The organism is Rhizorhabdus antheiae (assembly GCF_049889055.1).
Lineage (GTDB): Bacteria > Pseudomonadota > Alphaproteobacteria > Sphingomonadales > Sphingomonadaceae > Rhizorhabdus.
In genome coordinates, this window is sequence record NZ_JBLTWO010000006.1 from 1 (window position 1) to 15,748 (window position 15,748).

The window sequence follows — 15,748 nt, forward strand, 5'->3', positions numbered from 1 at the left end:
GGTCGATATCCGACAGGCCGCTTTTACAAATTTGCAGCACCTTCCGATCACCCCACGATCCGCCGCGCAGCCATATAACCCGACATACCGCCCAGCCCCGGCCCCGGATGGGTCGAGGCGCCGATCTGGTAGAGCGCCTTGACCGGCGTGTCGTGGCGGCTCGGCACTGCCTGCGGGCGCCACAGCATGAACTGGTCGATCGAGCACAGCCCGCCATAGGGATCGCCGCCGACGAGATTGCAGTTCAGCCCCTCGAGATCGGCGGGCGAGATGGCGTGGCGGCCGATGATCCGCTCGCGCAGGCCGGGGCTCAGCGCGCACAGGCGATCGACGATGCGATCGGCATAGGCCTCGCGCACCGCCTCGGTCCAGCGCCCGTCGGCGGGGACGGCGATTTCGCCCAGCGCGTCGCCCTTCAGTTCGCCATTGCGCGGCAGCTCCTGCAGCTGGATCCAGAGGATCGCCTTGCCCTCCGGCGCGCGGCTCGGGTCGATCGCGGTCGGCTGCGCGACGACGATGGTCGCCTCGGCCGGAAGCAGGCCACGCTCGGCCTCGTTGACCGCGCGCGACACCGCGTCGAGCCCGTCGGTGACATGGAGCATCGCCACCTTCGCCAGCGACGCGTCGGGCCATATCGGCGGTGACGACAGCGCGAGATGGATCTGCATCTCGCCCCGGCCATATTGGAAGGCGGCGGCCTCCTGGCGCACCGGTTGCGGCACGTCGACATCGGCCAACAGGCGCTCGTAAAGTTGCGTCGGCGTGACCGAGGCGACCACCGCCCGGCGCGCCGCGATGCGCTCGCCGCCGGCCAGCCGCACGCCGGTCGCCTTGCCGGCCGCAACCTCGATCGCTTGCACATCCGCACCGGTGCGGATCGCGCCGCCATGCTCCTCGATCAGCGCACGGAAGGCGGCGACGATCCGGTCGCTGCCGCCCTCGACCATCGGCGCGCCGACCGCTTCGAGCGAGAAGAGGACGAGCCGGTTCATCAGCGCCGACATGCTGCTTTCGGGCGAGAGCCCGACATGCAGCACCCAGGGGGCGAACAGCCCTCGCGCGGCAGGCGAGGTGAAGTCCTGCGACAGCCAGCCGCGAGTCGAGCGCAGCGCCTTGCCGAAAAAGGCGGCGAGACCCTTGAGCCCGCGCCGCCGCGCCTCGCCGAGCAGCAGCCTGATCGTCGGCCAGGACCAGAGTTCGCCGCCGAGCATGCCGAAGATCAGCCCCGCATCGGCCTCGACCGCCTGCATCGCCCGGCGATAGGCGGCGCCATCGCCGGGTGCCGCCGCGTCGAGCGCCGCGACATTGGCCTCGCGGTCGGTGCGGAACAGCAGCGCCGATCCGTCCGACCGCAGCAGCGCGGTCGGCGCGTCGGTGTTGACGAAGCGCAGCCCGTGCCGCGCCAGCGCCGGGCCGAGTTCGCCATAATGGGGGGAGGTCACGAACAGCGGATAGAGCGTCGACAGCGTATCGTGGCGGAAGCCGGGAAGGGTCAGCTCCTCGGTCCGGATGCAGCCCCCCGCGACGTCGTTGCGCTCGAGCAGCAGGACGCGCTGACCGCGCAGCGAGAGCAGCGCGCCGCAGACGAACGCGTTGATTCCGCTGCCGATGATGACGACGTCGGCGTCGCTCATCCCTGCGCGCCCGACAGCAGCGGCATCAGCGGAATGCGGCGTTCGGGGCCAAGTATGCCGTAACCGCCGTCGACGCTCGTCTCGCTGCCGGTCATGTAGCTGCCGGCGGACGAGGAGACAAAGCTCACCACCTCGGCCACTTCTGCCGCATCGGCGACGCGCCCGAGCAGGTTCAGATCGGCCGACACCGCATCGGCATGGGCGCGGTCCCCTGCGGTCAGGCCATCGAACGGATCGGACCAGATATGGCCGAGCGTGACCATGTTCACGCGGATGCCATCGGCCGCATAGTCGAGCGCCTGCGCCTTGGTCAGGTGGCGCAGCGCCGCCTTGGCGACCGGATAGGCCCAGCGCCCGACATGCGGGAACAGGCCGGAGATCGAGCCGATGTTGACGATCGTCCCGCCGACCGCAGCGAGGTGCGGGCGCGCAGCCTCGCCCAGGATCGCGGCCGATACGGCGGACACGTTGAGCGTTTCGAGCCAGGTCGCCCGCGACGTCGCCGGACCTTCGTCGCCATAGCTGCAGGCATTGTTGACGAGGATGTCGAGCCGGCCGAAGCCCGAGACGGCGGCGTCGACCAGTGCGGCGAGCGCGGCGTCGTCGGTGATGTCGGTCGCGACGAAGCGCGCCCGGGCGCCAAGTTCGGCCTCGATCGCGCGCCCCTTGTCGACGCTGCGCGCGGCGATCAGCACGGTCGCCCCCTCGGCATGGAGTTTGCGGGTGATCGCGGCGCCGATCGACGCGGCGCCCCCGGTAACGATGGCCACGCGGCCTTCATGCTGTCCCATCAGTTTCTCCCGGTGTTGGTCGTGGAAAGGCTACGGCCGTGGCGCTTCAGCAGGCGCGGCAGCAGACCCGCATATTCGGCGGCGTCGATCGAAACGAACCACTGGCGGATGCGCGTCAGCAGCGGCAGCCGCAGGTCGATCTCGGCGAGCAATTCGTCCATGTGGTGGACCGAGAAGGGGATGATGTTGGTCCCCTTAGAATGCTTGCCGTTGGTGCGCTGCTCCATCCAGGCGAGCCGGCTGTCGATATAGCGGCGCTGCTCCTGCTCGGGCGGCAAGGTCAGGCCGCCGACCAGCATGTTCGCGATCCACAGCGCACTGACCTCAGCGTTGAGCTGGCTGAAGAAGGAGGAATTATAGCCGTTGAAGGCGAGCCCCGGCACGCCGAGCGGGAGCATCGACCGGTAGAGACGGAAATTGCCGCGATCATCGGTGACCTTCGACAGAACTTCCCGATCGAGGAAGTCGCAGCGCTGGTGCCAGCCGGTGCCGCAGATGATGACGTCGGCAGGAATGGTGCGGCCATCGGACAGGCGTGCCTGCCCGGGCGAAAGCTCGGCGATCTCGCCACGGTGGAAGGCGATGCGCCCGTCGCCGATCGCTTCGTAAAAGCCGTCGGTGACGAGGCTGACGGTGCTGCGCGCGATCGTCTCCAGCTTGCCGTCGGGCTCCAGGCCGATCTCCTTGAGCCGCAGCTGCCGGGCGATGACGCCCTGCACGCTGTTCATCATCGCGTTGCGGATCGGCTTGCCGGGGCCGTGCAGGAAACGCTCGAAGCCCTTGACCTCGATATAGCGGAACAGCCCCTCGCCCAGCCGATTGAGGAAGAGATGCTTGAAGTTCAGCTTGTTGGCGAGCTTCTTCGGGATCTTCCAGATGATGCTGCGCGCGATGACGCTGGTGGAGGCCGCGACCTCCATGCAGGCGCGCGCCACGTCGCAGGACGATTTGCCATAGCCGACGACGAGCAGGTGGCGTCCGCGTGCGACATCCGGATCGGTGAACTGGCTGGTGTGAAGGATCTGTCCGCCTGCCGCGCGGAAGGCGTCGCTGCCCGGATAGGGCGGAATGGCGGGGATCGAGAAGATGCCGTTGCAGACGATCAGATAGTCGAACGCCTTCGTCTCGACGCTGCCGTCGGCGACCGACCGGCTCTCGATCGTCCATTGGCCGCTGCCGTCCCCCACCGGCCGGGCGGCGGTGACCTCGCGGCCGAGGCGGATCGAGTTGCGCAAGCCGAAATGGTCGACATAGGTTTCAAGATAGGCCTGGACCTGGGCGCCGGTCGGCCATTCGGGATAGTCGGCCGGCATCGGCCAGTCCGAAAAGGCATAGGTCTCGCGCGGGTTCTGCGTGGTCAGGCCGGGATAGCGACGCGACGCCGACCAGACGCCGCCAATATCGGCCTCCTTTTCGAAGACGGTGACCTCGAAACCGAATTGCCTGAGCGTCTTCGCGGTGCTCAGCCCCGCGAGGCCCGCCCCGATGATGGCGATGTTGTGAACCATGCGTCTCCCCATATTCCTGGGAGACAGGCTAGGCCGGAGGCGGACGGACCGTTATGCGCGCACTGCCGAGATTGTCCGCTGAGTGCGGCAACCTTGGGGCGCTGCTCACCCCTGCAAAAAGCTCAGCTGGCGCGGCGGCGCAGCGTCTCGGACGGGGTCTCGCCGAACAGCGAGCGATATTGGCCGGCGAAGCGGCCGAGCTCGTAGAAGCCCCAGCGGCTGGCGACGTCGGCGACACCCAGTGGCAGCGGCGCGCTGGTCAGCTCCTCATGGACGCGCCGCAGCCGGGTCAGTCGCAGATAGGCCATGGGCGAGATGTCGCGGAAGCGCTGGAAACCCTCGAACAGGGTGCGGCTGCTGACGCCGCTGACCGCGACGAGCCGGGCCATGTCGATCGGCTCGTCGGCATGCTCCTCGATATAGCGCTCGACGAGGCGGACGTGACGCGGCGCGATCGCGCAACCGCCCCGCTGCAGCGCCTCCGAATAGTTATGCGGCTGGGTTTCGAGCAAATTGGTGAGGAGCAACGCCTCCAGCTGGCGCGTGGTCGCGCGCGCCGGGGTCGCCCGGTCGAGTTCGCCCATCAGCGCGGCGACATATTGCCACCAGATCGCGACGGTACCCTCCATCGGCATGGTCGTCGCGAAGCGCACCGGCGCGCGGATCGGCTTGTCGAGCAGGATCGCCAGCTGCTGTTCGAGCGCGTCGCGTTCGATCCGCACCATCGCCTTGGTGCAGGCCTGGTCCCACACCATGCGAACCGGGTCGGTCGGGTTGAGCAGCGTCGCCGTGGCGCGATCGGCGCGGAAGCTGTTGCCCTCCGACGTGATCGTGGCGCTGCCGGCGACCGGCAGCATCAGCAGATAGAAATCCTCGAGGCAGCCGGGATCGATCTCGACCTCGGCGCCATAGCTCATCATCCCCACGCTGATCCGGTCGAGCGCCACGCTGTTCTGCCACGCATCGAGACGGCCGCTGCCCCCGATGGGATCGAGCCGGTGCGAGCAATAGACCTTCGAGACCTTCTCACGCGTCTCATCGACGTCGATCGAACGGAAATAGCGATGCGCCGCGAGTGAAGGCGGATTGATACCCAGCATGGTTCGATCCTCGTCAGATGGTCGGGTATGCTCCTGCAACGTGCGCCGGCAAGGTTTCACGAATCCCGCCGGCGCGCAATGACGACGTCACATCTTCCATTTGGCGGTGAGATACCATTCGCGCGGCCGCGCGAAGAGCTGTTCGTACACGCGGAAGGACGCGCCGTAGATTCCGGTCTGCGTGTAGCGTTCATTGGTGATGTTGGTGACGCCCGCGACGAAGCTGATCGAGCGGTCGGCCAAGTCCCAGGCGACCGAGCCGTTCAGCAGATGATAGCCGCCCTGATAGAGCTCCGCCGTGTTGAGCGCGTCCATGAAGAAGCCCGAGCGATAGGACCAGTCGAGGCGCGGCGTGATCTCCCCGCCGCCCGGCAGTTCGATGCTCTTGAGCAGCGAGGCGCTGAGCGTCCATTTGGAGATGCGCTCGAACTTCGACGCGCGGGTGATCTCGGTCGCGGCCGGATCGATCGAGGTATAGGCCGGATCGAGATAGCCGGCGCTCGCCTCGACGAAGAAGCCGCCGCCGGGCGACAGCCGCGCTTCGAGCTCGGCGCCCTTGATCTCGGCGCGCGCGGCGTTCTTCGTGACCGGGGCGACGCCGGTGAAGACCTGCACCTGCAGATCGTCATATTTGGTCAGAAACACCGCGCCGTTGAGGGTCAGCCGGCGATCGAGCAATTCGGACTTGAAGCCCGCTTCGAACGCCGAGGCCTTTTCCGCGCCGAACTGCGGAGTGGCGGCGAGCGGCGGGAAGACGCGCTGCACGAAGCCGCCGCTCTTGAAGCCGCGCGAGAAGGAGCCGTAGAGCATCAGACGGTCGGCCGGTTTCCAGGCGAGGTTGACCATCGGGGTCAGGTCGTCCTCGCTCCGCTTCACCGTCACGAAGGGCAGGACGCGCGTCTGCGGCGTGTTGGGGCTGCCGGCAATCAGCTGCGCGCCCGGCGTGCGGTCGACGAAGATGGTCTGGTCGGGCAGGAAACTCTTGTCGTCCTTGGTGTAGCGGAGACCCGCGGTCAGATCGAGGCTGTCGGTCAGCTTGACCGTCGCCTGGCCGAAGGCCGCATAGCTGCGTGTCTTGAAGCGGCCGCCCGACTGGAAATTGACCGGTGTGAAATCGAGGATGTTCACATTGTTGCCGGTCTCATCGAAATAATAGGCTCCCACGGCATATTTGACCCGGTCGGCAAAGGCGTCGCCGGTCAGCTGGAGCTCCTGGCTGAACTGCTCGTCGGTCAGGCTGTCGAAGAAATGGGTGATCGTCAGCGGCGAGTGATCCCCGTCGCGCGCGAAGCGGCCCTTCAGATGGCGATAGGCGGTGATCGACTTGAGCTTGGCCGCACCGAGATTCCATTCGATCGTGCCGCTCGCCGCCCACACCTTGTTGCGCGAATATTGCGGCGCGGTCCCCGCATCGGTCGTGCGGCTGACATATTGATCGCCATAGCAGGCCGCACCGCTGCCCTGCGGGCTATAGGGATTGAAGCCGAGGCAGTTCTGACCCCCGAGGAAGGTCGCGATATAATTGTTGAGCAGCGCGAAATTGTCGACCGGCGCGTCGAAGGGCGGATTGATGACGTAGGAACCGGGGGTGGCCGGGCTGCCTGGCGGCAGCATCGGCAGGCCCTGCGGGTTGAACACCGCCGAACGATAGTCGATTCCCGACAGCGTCAGAGCGGGGCCGTGGCTGCGGTCGTCGGTCCCCTCGATCGCCAGATTCACCTCGAAGTCCGACGACGGCGTCCAGCGCAGCTGCAGCCGGCCGGTCTGGGTGTTCACATTGCCCAGATCCTTGTTGTCGGACGTGCGGGTGACATAGCCGTCGCGGATGAAGCTGCCGACCGACAGGCGCGCGGCCAGCGTTTCGCCGAGCGGTACGTTGATCATGCCCTTGACGTCGAAGCGGCTGTAGCGGCCGGTCGTCGCCTGCGCGGAAGCCTCGAACCGGTCGCGCGGCTTGACGGTTGTCAGGCTGAGCGCACCGCCGATGGTGTTGCGGCCGAACAGCGTGCCCTGCGGCCCGCGCAGAACTTCGATCCGCTCGACATCGACCAGATCGAGCAGCGCACCGACCGAGCGCGCGACATAGACGCCGTCGACATAGACGCCGACGCCGGGCTCGGTCGTAGGAAGGAACTCCTTCTGGCCGATGCCGCGGATATAGATGGCGGCCGAGGAACTGGCGCCGCCGAAGCTCGGGTTGTTCTGGAAGGTCAGGTTGGGCGTGAAGGTGGCGATGCCATCGACCTTGTCGAGGCCCCGCGCTGCCAGCGATTCGCCGCTGAACGCCGACATGGCGATGGGGATATCCTGCGCGCGCTCCTCGCGTTTGCGGGCGGTGACGATGATGTCGCCCTCACCGAGCAGGTCGGCGCGCGAGGCCTGCGACTCTTCACCCGATGCTGCGGTCGTCTGCGCCTGCACGGGCAGGGCGAGCACCGCCGCGACCGCCCCCATCACCTGAAACGCCGGACTCCATCCCTTGACCATCGTCTGTCCCCTTCTCCAGCCCCCGCCCTGCGGTGGGCCCATTCCCTTGGCTGGGAGAGAACAGCATTCGGCCGCCACAAGTTATGCAGCCAATGCGGCGGCTGTGCACCGATTGCGGTTTAGTGACGGCGGCGCGACCAGTCCGCACCCGATAGAAAGATGGACGATAGTCCAATTCATGCTATTGCCGACCCCGAACTTCGATGGAGCGGAACGGAATGGCGCGCAGGTCGACGGCGGCTCTTGACGAAGACGGGCGTTCGCCGGACATGTCGCGCCGCGAACGCAACAAGGCCCGGACCCGCGCCGCCATATTGGAGGCGAGCATCAGCTGCATGGCCGAGTCGGGCGTTCAGGACGCGACGATGGACCAGATCGCTACCGCCGCCGACGTCGCCCGGGCCACCCTGTTCAACTATTTCCCCAGCAAGAACGACATCATCGATGCATTGGTGGCCGAGAATGACGCGGGCTTCTTCGTAGCGATGGAGGGATGGCGAAGGGCCACACATCTGACGACGGTCGAGAAGCTCGCAGGCCTGTTCGCCGCGACCGACCATTATCTGCGGCGCGCGCCGGCGCGGCGGCGCGCGGTGCTGAGCATGTCGTGGCGCAACTGGGGGCAGCCCGGAAACCAGCAGCGCGTCCAGCGGGTCGTCGATGCCTTCACCGCCCTGCTCGATGACGGCCGCCATGGCGGAGACCTGTCGCCGCAGCTCGACAGCGCGATCGCCGGGGAGATCATCGCGCAGACCTATATGGGGGTGATCCACGCCTGGCGGATAGACGAGGCGCACCCGGCGGCGAACCGGCTCGACGTCGTCGCCCGACTGCTGGCGACGATGATCGCGCCGGGCACGCCTTTCCCGGATCGCGCACCCTTGCCACCCGTGCCGCCTATCCCCGAAATTCAGACCTGATTATTTTTATAGACTGCAGTCTAATTATATAATATCGAGCCTGTGAAGGCCAAGGAGAGGATGTTGGCTGAGACGAAAGACAATCTCGTGCAGATGCTGACATCTGCCGGGGCGCCCTTCGAGCTGATCGAGGTGGCGGTGGGTGGCCATGCGATGCGCGGCTTCCGCCGGGCCGAGGCCAATCTCGGCGTGCTGCTCGACAATCTCGCGCATTTCCGGGATCGGGAGTTCATCGTCGATGGCGACCGCCGCCTGACCTATGGCGAGGTTGAAGCCGCAGCGGGCCGCATCGCGCGACTGCTGTCGGATCGCGGCATCGGGTCGGGCGAGCGGGTCGCCCTCGCCATGCGCAACGGCCCCGAATGGATGGTCGCCTTCCTGGGCATCATCGCGATCGGAGCGATACCCGCGCTGGTCAACAGCCGGGGCAGCGCATCCGAGATGCTCGCCACGATCGATCTGGTCGGCGCCCTCGTCACCCTGGTCGACGAACGTCGCGACGCGATGCTGGGGGATGCAACGCCCTGCCTCGTGCCGCAGATCGACGCCAGCGCGGGCGGCCCGGCGCTGCCGCGCCCCTCCGCCGGCCCGGACGAACCGGCGATGATCCTGTTCACCTCGGGCACCACCGGCCGGTCCAAGGGCGCCACCCTGTCGCACCGCGCCGCGCTCACCGGGCTGCTGCTGGCGCAGATGGCGGGCGCGATCATTGCCCTGCGCCATTTCGGCCCGGATGCGCTGAGCGCACCGCGCCCGCAGCAGACGACCCTGCTCGCCTTCCCGCTGTTCCATGTCAGCGGCTGCCACGCGACCTTCCTGTCCGCGCTGGCATCGGGCGGCCGCCTCGTCGTCGCCGCGCGCTGGGAGCCCGAGGCCATCGTGCGGCTGACCGAACGCGAAGGCATCAACAGCATTTCGGGTTCGCCCGCGATGATCTGGGACCTGGTCCACACCAAGGCCCGGCTTGGCGCCGCGCTGGACTCGCTTGTTTCGGTGTCGACCGGCGGGCAGGCCCAGCCGATCAACCTGCTCAATGCGGTGGTCGAGGCCTTCCCGCGCGCGATCGTCGGTACCGGCTTCGGATCGACCGAGACCGCCGGGGCGGTCGCGATGCACACCGGCGCCGACTATCTCGCCCATCCGCGCGCGGCCGGGCGGGTCCTGCCGCTCGCCGAGGTTCGTATCGTCGATGCCGAGGGCACCGACCAGCCGGTTGGCAGCGCCGGCCAGATCCTCGTTCGCGGCCCGATGGTCATGTCCGGCTATTGGAACGACCCGGCGGCGACCGAACGCGCGATCGTCGATGGCTGGTTCCACAGCGGCGACGTCGGCGCGCTCGACGAGCTCGGCAATCTCACCATCCTCGACCGGCTGACCGACATGGTCCTGTGCGGGGGCGAGAACATCTACTGCGCCGAGGTCGAGGCGGCGCTGCAGCACCATCCCGACATCGTCGAGGCCGCCGCTTATGGCCTGCCGCACGAGCGCCTCGGCGAACGGCTGGTCGCCATCGTGCGGGCGCGCGACGGCGCGACGGTCGATCCGGAGCAGGTGCGCCGGAGCCTGTCGGGCCGGATCGCCGACTATAAGATACCGACCGAGATATTCACCACCGCCGAGGGCCTGCCGCGCAACGCGCTGGGCAAGGTCGACAAGCGCGCGCTGCGCGCCGCCCACGCCTAGGCAGACACAGGAGAGGCCCCATGCGACCCCGCGACATTCCGGTCATCGACACGATGCTGGGCGTGCCCCTGAAGGAGGACCGCTCCGACTGGTTCAACTTCTTCAAGCCGCTGCTGCGCGACAAGGAGAGCCTGTCGCAATTCTCGATGCCGGCGCAGTACATGTTCCGCAACATCCCCAATGCCGACGGGATCGACGACCTGCCCGGCTGGACGGTTTCGGAGATGGACCGCTTCGGCATCGCCAAGGCGCTGATCGGCTATGTCGAGGGGTCGCCGCTCAACGACATCGTCCGCGACCGCTTCGCCGACCGCTTCGCCTTCGACATGCCGGTCGATCCCAATGGCGGCGTCGACGTGATCCGCGCGATCCGCCGCGCCCATGCCGAGGTCGGGATCAAGGCGGTCAGCGTCTTTCCGTGCGGCTGCGTGCCGCAGGTGCCGATCAACGACAAGCGGATGTGGCCGGTCTACACCACCGCCTGCGAGCTCGACATTCCGGTGCTCGTCAATGTCGGCGTGCCGGGGCCGCGCGTGCCGATGGCGCCGCAGCATGTCGAGCTGGTCGACGAGGTCTGCTATTTCTTCCCCGAGCTGAAATTCGTCATGCGCCACGGGGCCGAGCCCTGGGAGGATCTGGCGGTCAAGCTGATGCTCAAATATCCCAATCTCTATTATTCGACGAGCGCCTTCGCGCCGAAGCATTATCCCAAGGCTATCATCGATTTCGCCAATACGCGCGGTGCCGACAAGATCCTCTACGCCGGCTATTTCCCGATGGGCCTGAGCCTCGAGCGCATCTTCACCGACATGGATGCCGTCCCGTTCAAGGATCATGTCTGGCCCAAATTCCTGCACGAAAACGCCCGCCGCGTCTTTCAACTCGATTGAGGAGCGCCCGATGACCGACAGCCAGACCGCCTCCACCGCGACCGACGCGCGCACCGCCCCCGTCGCGGTGTGGCAGATGCTCTCCGAACTGAAGGGCGAGGCGCTGCAGCAGTGGCGCGTCGCCGAGGTCCACAACCGCGCGAGCGCCGACGAGCGCGGGATCGACCTGCCCTTCCCGCTCGGCTGGTTCGCGGTCGCCTATTCGGACGAGCTGGCGGCGGGACAGGTCAAGCCCATACGCTATTTCGGACGCGAGCTGGCGCTGTGGCGCGGCGAGGACGGCAAGGCCCGCCTGCTCGACGCCTATTGCAAGCATCTCGGCGCCCATATGGGCTATGGCGGGCGGGTGAACGGCAATCTGCTCGAATGCCCGTTCCACGCGTGGCGCTATGATGGCGACGGCAGCGTCAAGGACATTCCCTATGCGCGCGCCATACCGCCGCAGGTGAAGCGCCCCTGCGCGCACCAGTGGGTGGTCGAGGAAGCCAATGGCTTCATCTGGACCTGGTACCACCCGTTCGGCGAGGCCCCGAAATGGGAGCTCGACCATTATCCCGAGACGAGCGATCCGGACTGGACGCCCTATCAGCGGCACGAATGGCACGTCTATGCGCCGCTCCAGTCGATGGCCGAGAATGGGGTCGACAGCGCCCATTTCCAGTTCGTCCACGGCACCGCCAACTTCCCCGATGCGGAGATTCACTGGGACGGCCATCGCCGCTCGGGCATCGTCTCGGCGAAGATGGGCACCCCGGCGGGCGAGGTCGACGGGCGGATCGTCAACGGCCAGAACGGCCCCGGCCAGGCCTATACCCGTTTCGAGGGCATCTCCGAGACGCTGCTCGTCGCCGCGATTACCCCGGTGGACCGCGACTGCGTCCATGCGCGCTTCGCCTTCACCCAGCCGCGCAGCCAGGCGGAGGGGCCCGGAGCGGGCCTTGCCCGCGCACTGATCCGCGACATCTGCAAGCAGTTCGACCAGGACAAGGTGATCTGGGACCGCCAGGCCTATCTGCACGACGCCATCATCTGCGACGGGGACGGGCCGATCATCCGCTATCGCCGCTATTATAAACAGTTTTATGCCGAACAGAACGAGCAGCCCGGCCAGAAGCGCGCCTGATGGAAAGCCCGCGCACGGAGGGGCAGGCGCGGGCGAGCGGCACCGCCTGGTATGCGCTGCTGCTGCTCACCATCGTCTATACGCTCAGCTATGCCGATCGCTATCTGATCGCCAGCCTCGGCGATCCGATCAAGGCGAGCTTCGGCCTGTCGGACGCCTTTCTTGGGCTGTTGATGGGGCCGGCCTTCGCGTTGCTCTTCACGGTCGCGGCAATCCCGATTGCCCGCCTCGCCGACCGGCGGCACCGGGTCACGATCCTCGCCGTCGGCTGCGCCTTCTGGTCACTGTTCACCCTGCTGTCGGGGTTGGCTCAGGACGGCTGGACCCTCGCCCTGATGCGGGTCGGCGTCGGCATCGGCGAAGCCTCCTTCGTCGCGCCGGCCTATTCGCTGCTCGCGGATCGCTTCCCCCCCGAGCGGCGCGGATCGGCCTTCGGCATATTGGCGCTCGGCATCTTCCTGGGCCAGCTCGGCGGCTATGCCGGGGGCCCGGCCATTGCGCATCTGCTCGGCGGCTGGCGCGCGGCCTTCGTGGCGCTCGGCCTGTTCGGGATCGTCATGGCCATATTGTTGCGACTGACCGTGCGCGAGCCGGCGCGCAGTTTTGCGCCCGCCGCTGCGGTGCGCCTGCCGATCGTCCTGCGTGCCTTGTGGAGCCAGCCCGCCTATGTCCTCGCCAATCTCGGCATGGCCTTCGGCAGTTTCTCCGGATACGCCTTCGGCATGTGGGGGCCCGCGCTGTTCTCCCGCGCCTTCGACATTCCCGCCGCAGAGGCCAGCGCGCGCTTCGGCCTTGCCTTCGGCCCGGCCGGACTGGTCGGTGCGCTGCTGTTCGGCGCCTTGTCCGATCGGCTGGTGAAGCGCGATCCGCGCTGGCCGCTGCGCCTCGCCGGCCTGTCGCTATTCGCGGCGACGATCGCGATCTTGTGTGTCAGCTGGTCGCCCAGCATCGAGATCGCGACGCTCGTCGCCATCCCGTCGGGCCTGCTCGGCGGGGGCTGGTCGGTGGGCGTGCTCACCGCGCTTCAGAATATGCTGCCGCCGCCGATCCGCGCGACCTCGACCGCGTTGTTCACCTTCGTCACGACCTTCATCGCGATGGTCTTCGGCCCCTATGTGGTCGGCGCTCTCAGCGACCTTATCGGGGCCGGGGATGCCGACGGCCTCCGCCTGGCGATGACCTTGTGCATCCTCACCGGCCTGCCGGCGGCGGTCGCCGTCTGGTGCGCCGCCCGTGCGGTCGACCGTGCGCGAACCGACCTTGCCGACCGCTTTTCCAACGGAACCCTTTGATGCAATTTGCCCTGACTCAGGAACAGGAAATGATCGTCGAGACCGCGCGCGGGATCATGGCGGATTTCCGCCCGTCCCTGCGTTCGACAATCGAATCCGCCGACGGGTTCGACCGCGCACAGTGGCGGACGCTAACCGGTGAACTGGGTCTCGGCGCGCTTGCGCTGCCGGCCGACCTCGGCGGAGCGGGGCTCGGCCTCGTCGAACTGTCGCTTGTCGCGCTGGAAATGGGGCGGGCGCTGTTCCCCTCCCCCTATCTCACCAGCATCGGCGCGGGACTAGCCCTGCTGCGCCATTGCGGCTCCGACGAGCAGGTCGCCCGCCATGCGTCGGTCATAGCGTCCGGGGAAAGCATCGCCGCTATTGCGAGCGGCGCAAGACTCCGGCTCGAGAATGGAAAGCTGAGCGGTGAGGCGCTCGTGGCCTTCGGTCATGTCGCCGACGTGCTGATCGTGCTGGCGGATAGGCAGGCGCTGCTCGTCCCGACCGGGGGCCTCCGCATCGAGCGGTTGACGAGCATGGACCTCAGCCGCCCGCTCGCGAGGATAGGGTTCGACGGTGCACCCGCCGAGCCGATGCCGCGCGCGGACGGGGCCGACCGCGCGCTCGACGAAGCCCGCGTGGCGCTGGCGGCCGAATGCGTGGGCGGCGCCGATGCGGCGCTCGCCATGACGGTCGATTACAGCCAGCAGCGCATCCAGTTCGGTCGTCCGATCGGCAGCTTCCAGGCGCTCAAGCACCGCATGGCCGACATGATGATCGGCGTCGAAGCCGCACGGTCGGCAGTCCATTATGCCGCGGCCTCGCATGACGAGGCGAGCGACGAGGCGGCAAGCGCCGCCGCCATCGCCCATTTCACCGCGATCGAGACTTTCGGGGACTGCGCCGCCGGGATGATCCAGATCCATGGCGGCATGGGCTTCACCTGGGAACATGATGCCCATCTCTATTTCAAGCGCGCGCGGGGGTCCGCGACGCTGTTCGGCACGCCGGCCGAAAGCCGCGCGCGGCTCGCTAAGATGCTCGGTCTCGACGAGGAGGACCAATAATGCGCCTCGGCTTCACCCCCGAACAGGAGGCATTTCGGCGCGAAGCCGCCGACTGGCTGGACATGCAGATGCACGGCCCCTTCGCCATGCTGCGCAACCTGAAGAGCCACAGCGCGATGGCCGACGAGCGCCGCGCCTGGGAAAAGGCGCTGGCCGCCGACGGCTGGAGCGTGATCGGCTGGCCCAAGGCGCATGGCGGACGCGGCGCGAGTCTGGCCGAACAGGTGATCTTCGCCGAGGAATATGCCCGCGCGGGCGCTCCCGGCCGCATGAGCCATATCGGAATCGAACTCGCCGGCCCGACCCTGATCCACTTCGGATCGGATGCGCAGAAGGCCCGCTTCCTGCCGCCGATCGCCCAAGGCGAGGAATATTGGGCGCAGGGCTATTCCGAGCCCGGCGCCGGCTCCGACCTCGGCAATGTGCGGACCCGCGCGCGGCTGGAGGGCGACGAATGGGTCGTCGACGGCCACAAGATCTGGACCAGCCTTGCCCAGCATGCCGACTGGATCTTCGTCCTGGCCCGCACCGAAGAGGGCTCGCGCGGGCCGAAAGGCCTGTCCTTCCTGCTGCTGCCGATCCGGCAACCTGGCATCACGCTGCGCCCGATCCGCCAGATGAACGGCGAGGCCGAGTTCAACGAGACCTTCTTCGACGGCGCGCGGACGCACCGCGACAATGTCGTCGGCGGCGTTGGCAATGGCTGGCAGGTCGCGATGGGGCTGCTCGCCTTCGAGCGCGGTGTCGGCACGCTCGGTCAGCAGATGAGCTTCGTCGCCGAGTTCGAGGCGGTAGTGCAGGCCGCGAAAGCGACCGGACGCAGTCGCGACCCGATCATCCGCGACCGCATCGCCCGCGCTTATGCCGGGCTGAAGATCATGCGCTACACCGCGCTGCGCACCTTGTCCGCCGGCGAAGGCCACAGCCTGTCGCGCGAGGCGATGACGCAGAAGGTCTATTGGGCCAATTGGCACCAGGCGCTGGGCGAACTCGCGATGGATATTCTCGGTGACGAGGCGCTGGTGTCGGACGAGCCGGGCTATGCCTTCCCGCTGCTGACCAACCTCTATCTGTCGAGCCGCGCCGACACCATCTACGGCGGCACCAACCAGATTCAGCGCAACATCATCGCCGAACGCGGACTGGGCCTGCCGAGGGAGCCGCGCGGCGACGCCCGTTGAAGGTGCCGCCGTCCCTGCCCTATCCAGATGGTGATTGACCGCCGGGCGACGATCGCGTGCCATGGCGGCAAGCATCGAAAGGATTTCGGA

The 15,748-nt window shown here is 67.4% G+C and carries 12 protein-coding genes; 7 read left to right on the top strand and 5 right to left on the bottom strand.

Annotation, left to right across the window (positions count from 1 at the left end; genetic code table 11):
- Positions 1 to 47: 47 nt before the first annotated feature.
- The 5 genes from ACNI3R_RS12375 to ACNI3R_RS12395 all read right to left on the bottom strand — a co-directional run bounded on the left by ACNI3R_RS12375 (position 48) and on the right by ACNI3R_RS12395 (position 7,520).
- Positions 48 to 1,634, bottom strand: coding sequence for a phytoene desaturase family protein (locus ACNI3R_RS12375; RefSeq protein ID WP_426183695.1), 1,587 nt, complete (start codon positions 1,632 to 1,634; stop codon positions 48 to 50).
- A complete protein-coding gene (locus ACNI3R_RS12380) occupies positions 1,631 to 2,425 on the bottom strand; it encodes an SDR family oxidoreductase (protein WP_426183697.1) in 795 nt (264 codons plus the stop codon). The genes ACNI3R_RS12375 and ACNI3R_RS12380 overlap by 4 nt, the downstream gene beginning before the upstream one ends.
- Positions 2,425 to 3,933: a flavin-containing monooxygenase gene (locus tag ACNI3R_RS12385; protein WP_426183699.1), complete on the bottom strand. Its 1,509-nt coding sequence runs from the start codon at positions 3,931 to 3,933 to the stop codon at positions 2,425 to 2,427. The genes ACNI3R_RS12380 and ACNI3R_RS12385 overlap by 1 nt, the downstream gene beginning before the upstream one ends.
- Positions 3,934 to 4,055: 122 nt before the next feature.
- Complete coding sequence (locus ACNI3R_RS12390; protein ID WP_426183701.1) at positions 4,056 to 5,033, bottom strand: AraC family transcriptional regulator; 978 nt, start codon at positions 5,031 to 5,033, stop codon at positions 4,056 to 4,058.
- Positions 5,034 to 5,120: 87 nt separating this feature from the next.
- Positions 5,121 to 7,520: a TonB-dependent receptor gene (locus tag ACNI3R_RS12395; RefSeq protein WP_426183703.1), complete on the bottom strand. Its 2,400-nt coding sequence runs from the start codon at positions 7,518 to 7,520 to the stop codon at positions 5,121 to 5,123.
- Positions 7,521 to 7,738: 218 nt separating this feature from the next.
- Here ACNI3R_RS12395 and ACNI3R_RS12400 point away from each other — a divergent pair, with 218 nt between their 5' ends.
- From ACNI3R_RS12400 to ACNI3R_RS12430, 7 genes are all read left to right on the top strand, one after another.
- Complete coding sequence (locus ACNI3R_RS12400; protein WP_426183705.1) at positions 7,739 to 8,440, top strand: TetR/AcrR family transcriptional regulator; 702 nt, start codon at positions 7,739 to 7,741, stop codon at positions 8,438 to 8,440.
- Between the two features lie 63 nt (positions 8,441 to 8,503).
- Positions 8,504 to 10,123: a class I adenylate-forming enzyme family protein gene (locus ACNI3R_RS12405; protein ID WP_426183707.1), complete on the top strand. Its 1,620-nt coding sequence runs from the start codon at positions 8,504 to 8,506 to the stop codon at positions 10,121 to 10,123.
- 20 nt (positions 10,124 to 10,143) lie between these two features.
- Entirely contained in the window at positions 10,144 to 11,013 is an 870-nt protein-coding gene (locus ACNI3R_RS12410; protein WP_426183709.1) for an amidohydrolase family protein, read from the top strand.
- 10 nt (positions 11,014 to 11,023) lie between these two features.
- On the top strand, positions 11,024 to 12,136 hold the full coding sequence (locus ACNI3R_RS12415; RefSeq protein WP_426183711.1) for a Rieske 2Fe-2S domain-containing protein: 1,113 nt from the start codon (positions 11,024 to 11,026) through the stop codon (positions 12,134 to 12,136).
- On the top strand, positions 12,136 to 13,428 hold the full coding sequence (locus ACNI3R_RS12420; RefSeq protein ID WP_426183713.1) for a spinster family MFS transporter: 1,293 nt from the start codon (positions 12,136 to 12,138) through the stop codon (positions 13,426 to 13,428). Before ACNI3R_RS12415 ends, ACNI3R_RS12420 begins: the two co-directional genes overlap by 1 nt.
- Entirely contained in the window at positions 13,428 to 14,477 is a 1,050-nt protein-coding gene (locus tag ACNI3R_RS12425) for an acyl-CoA dehydrogenase family protein (protein WP_426183715.1), read from the top strand. Before ACNI3R_RS12420 ends, ACNI3R_RS12425 begins: the two co-directional genes overlap by 1 nt.
- The gene (locus tag ACNI3R_RS12430; RefSeq protein ID WP_426183717.1) at positions 14,477 to 15,658 is read left to right on the top strand and encodes an acyl-CoA dehydrogenase family protein; all 1,182 of its coding nucleotides are present in this window, start codon (positions 14,477 to 14,479) and stop codon (positions 15,656 to 15,658) included. Before ACNI3R_RS12425 ends, ACNI3R_RS12430 begins: the two co-directional genes overlap by 1 nt.
- The last annotated feature ends 90 nt before the right edge of the window (positions 15,659 to 15,748 follow it).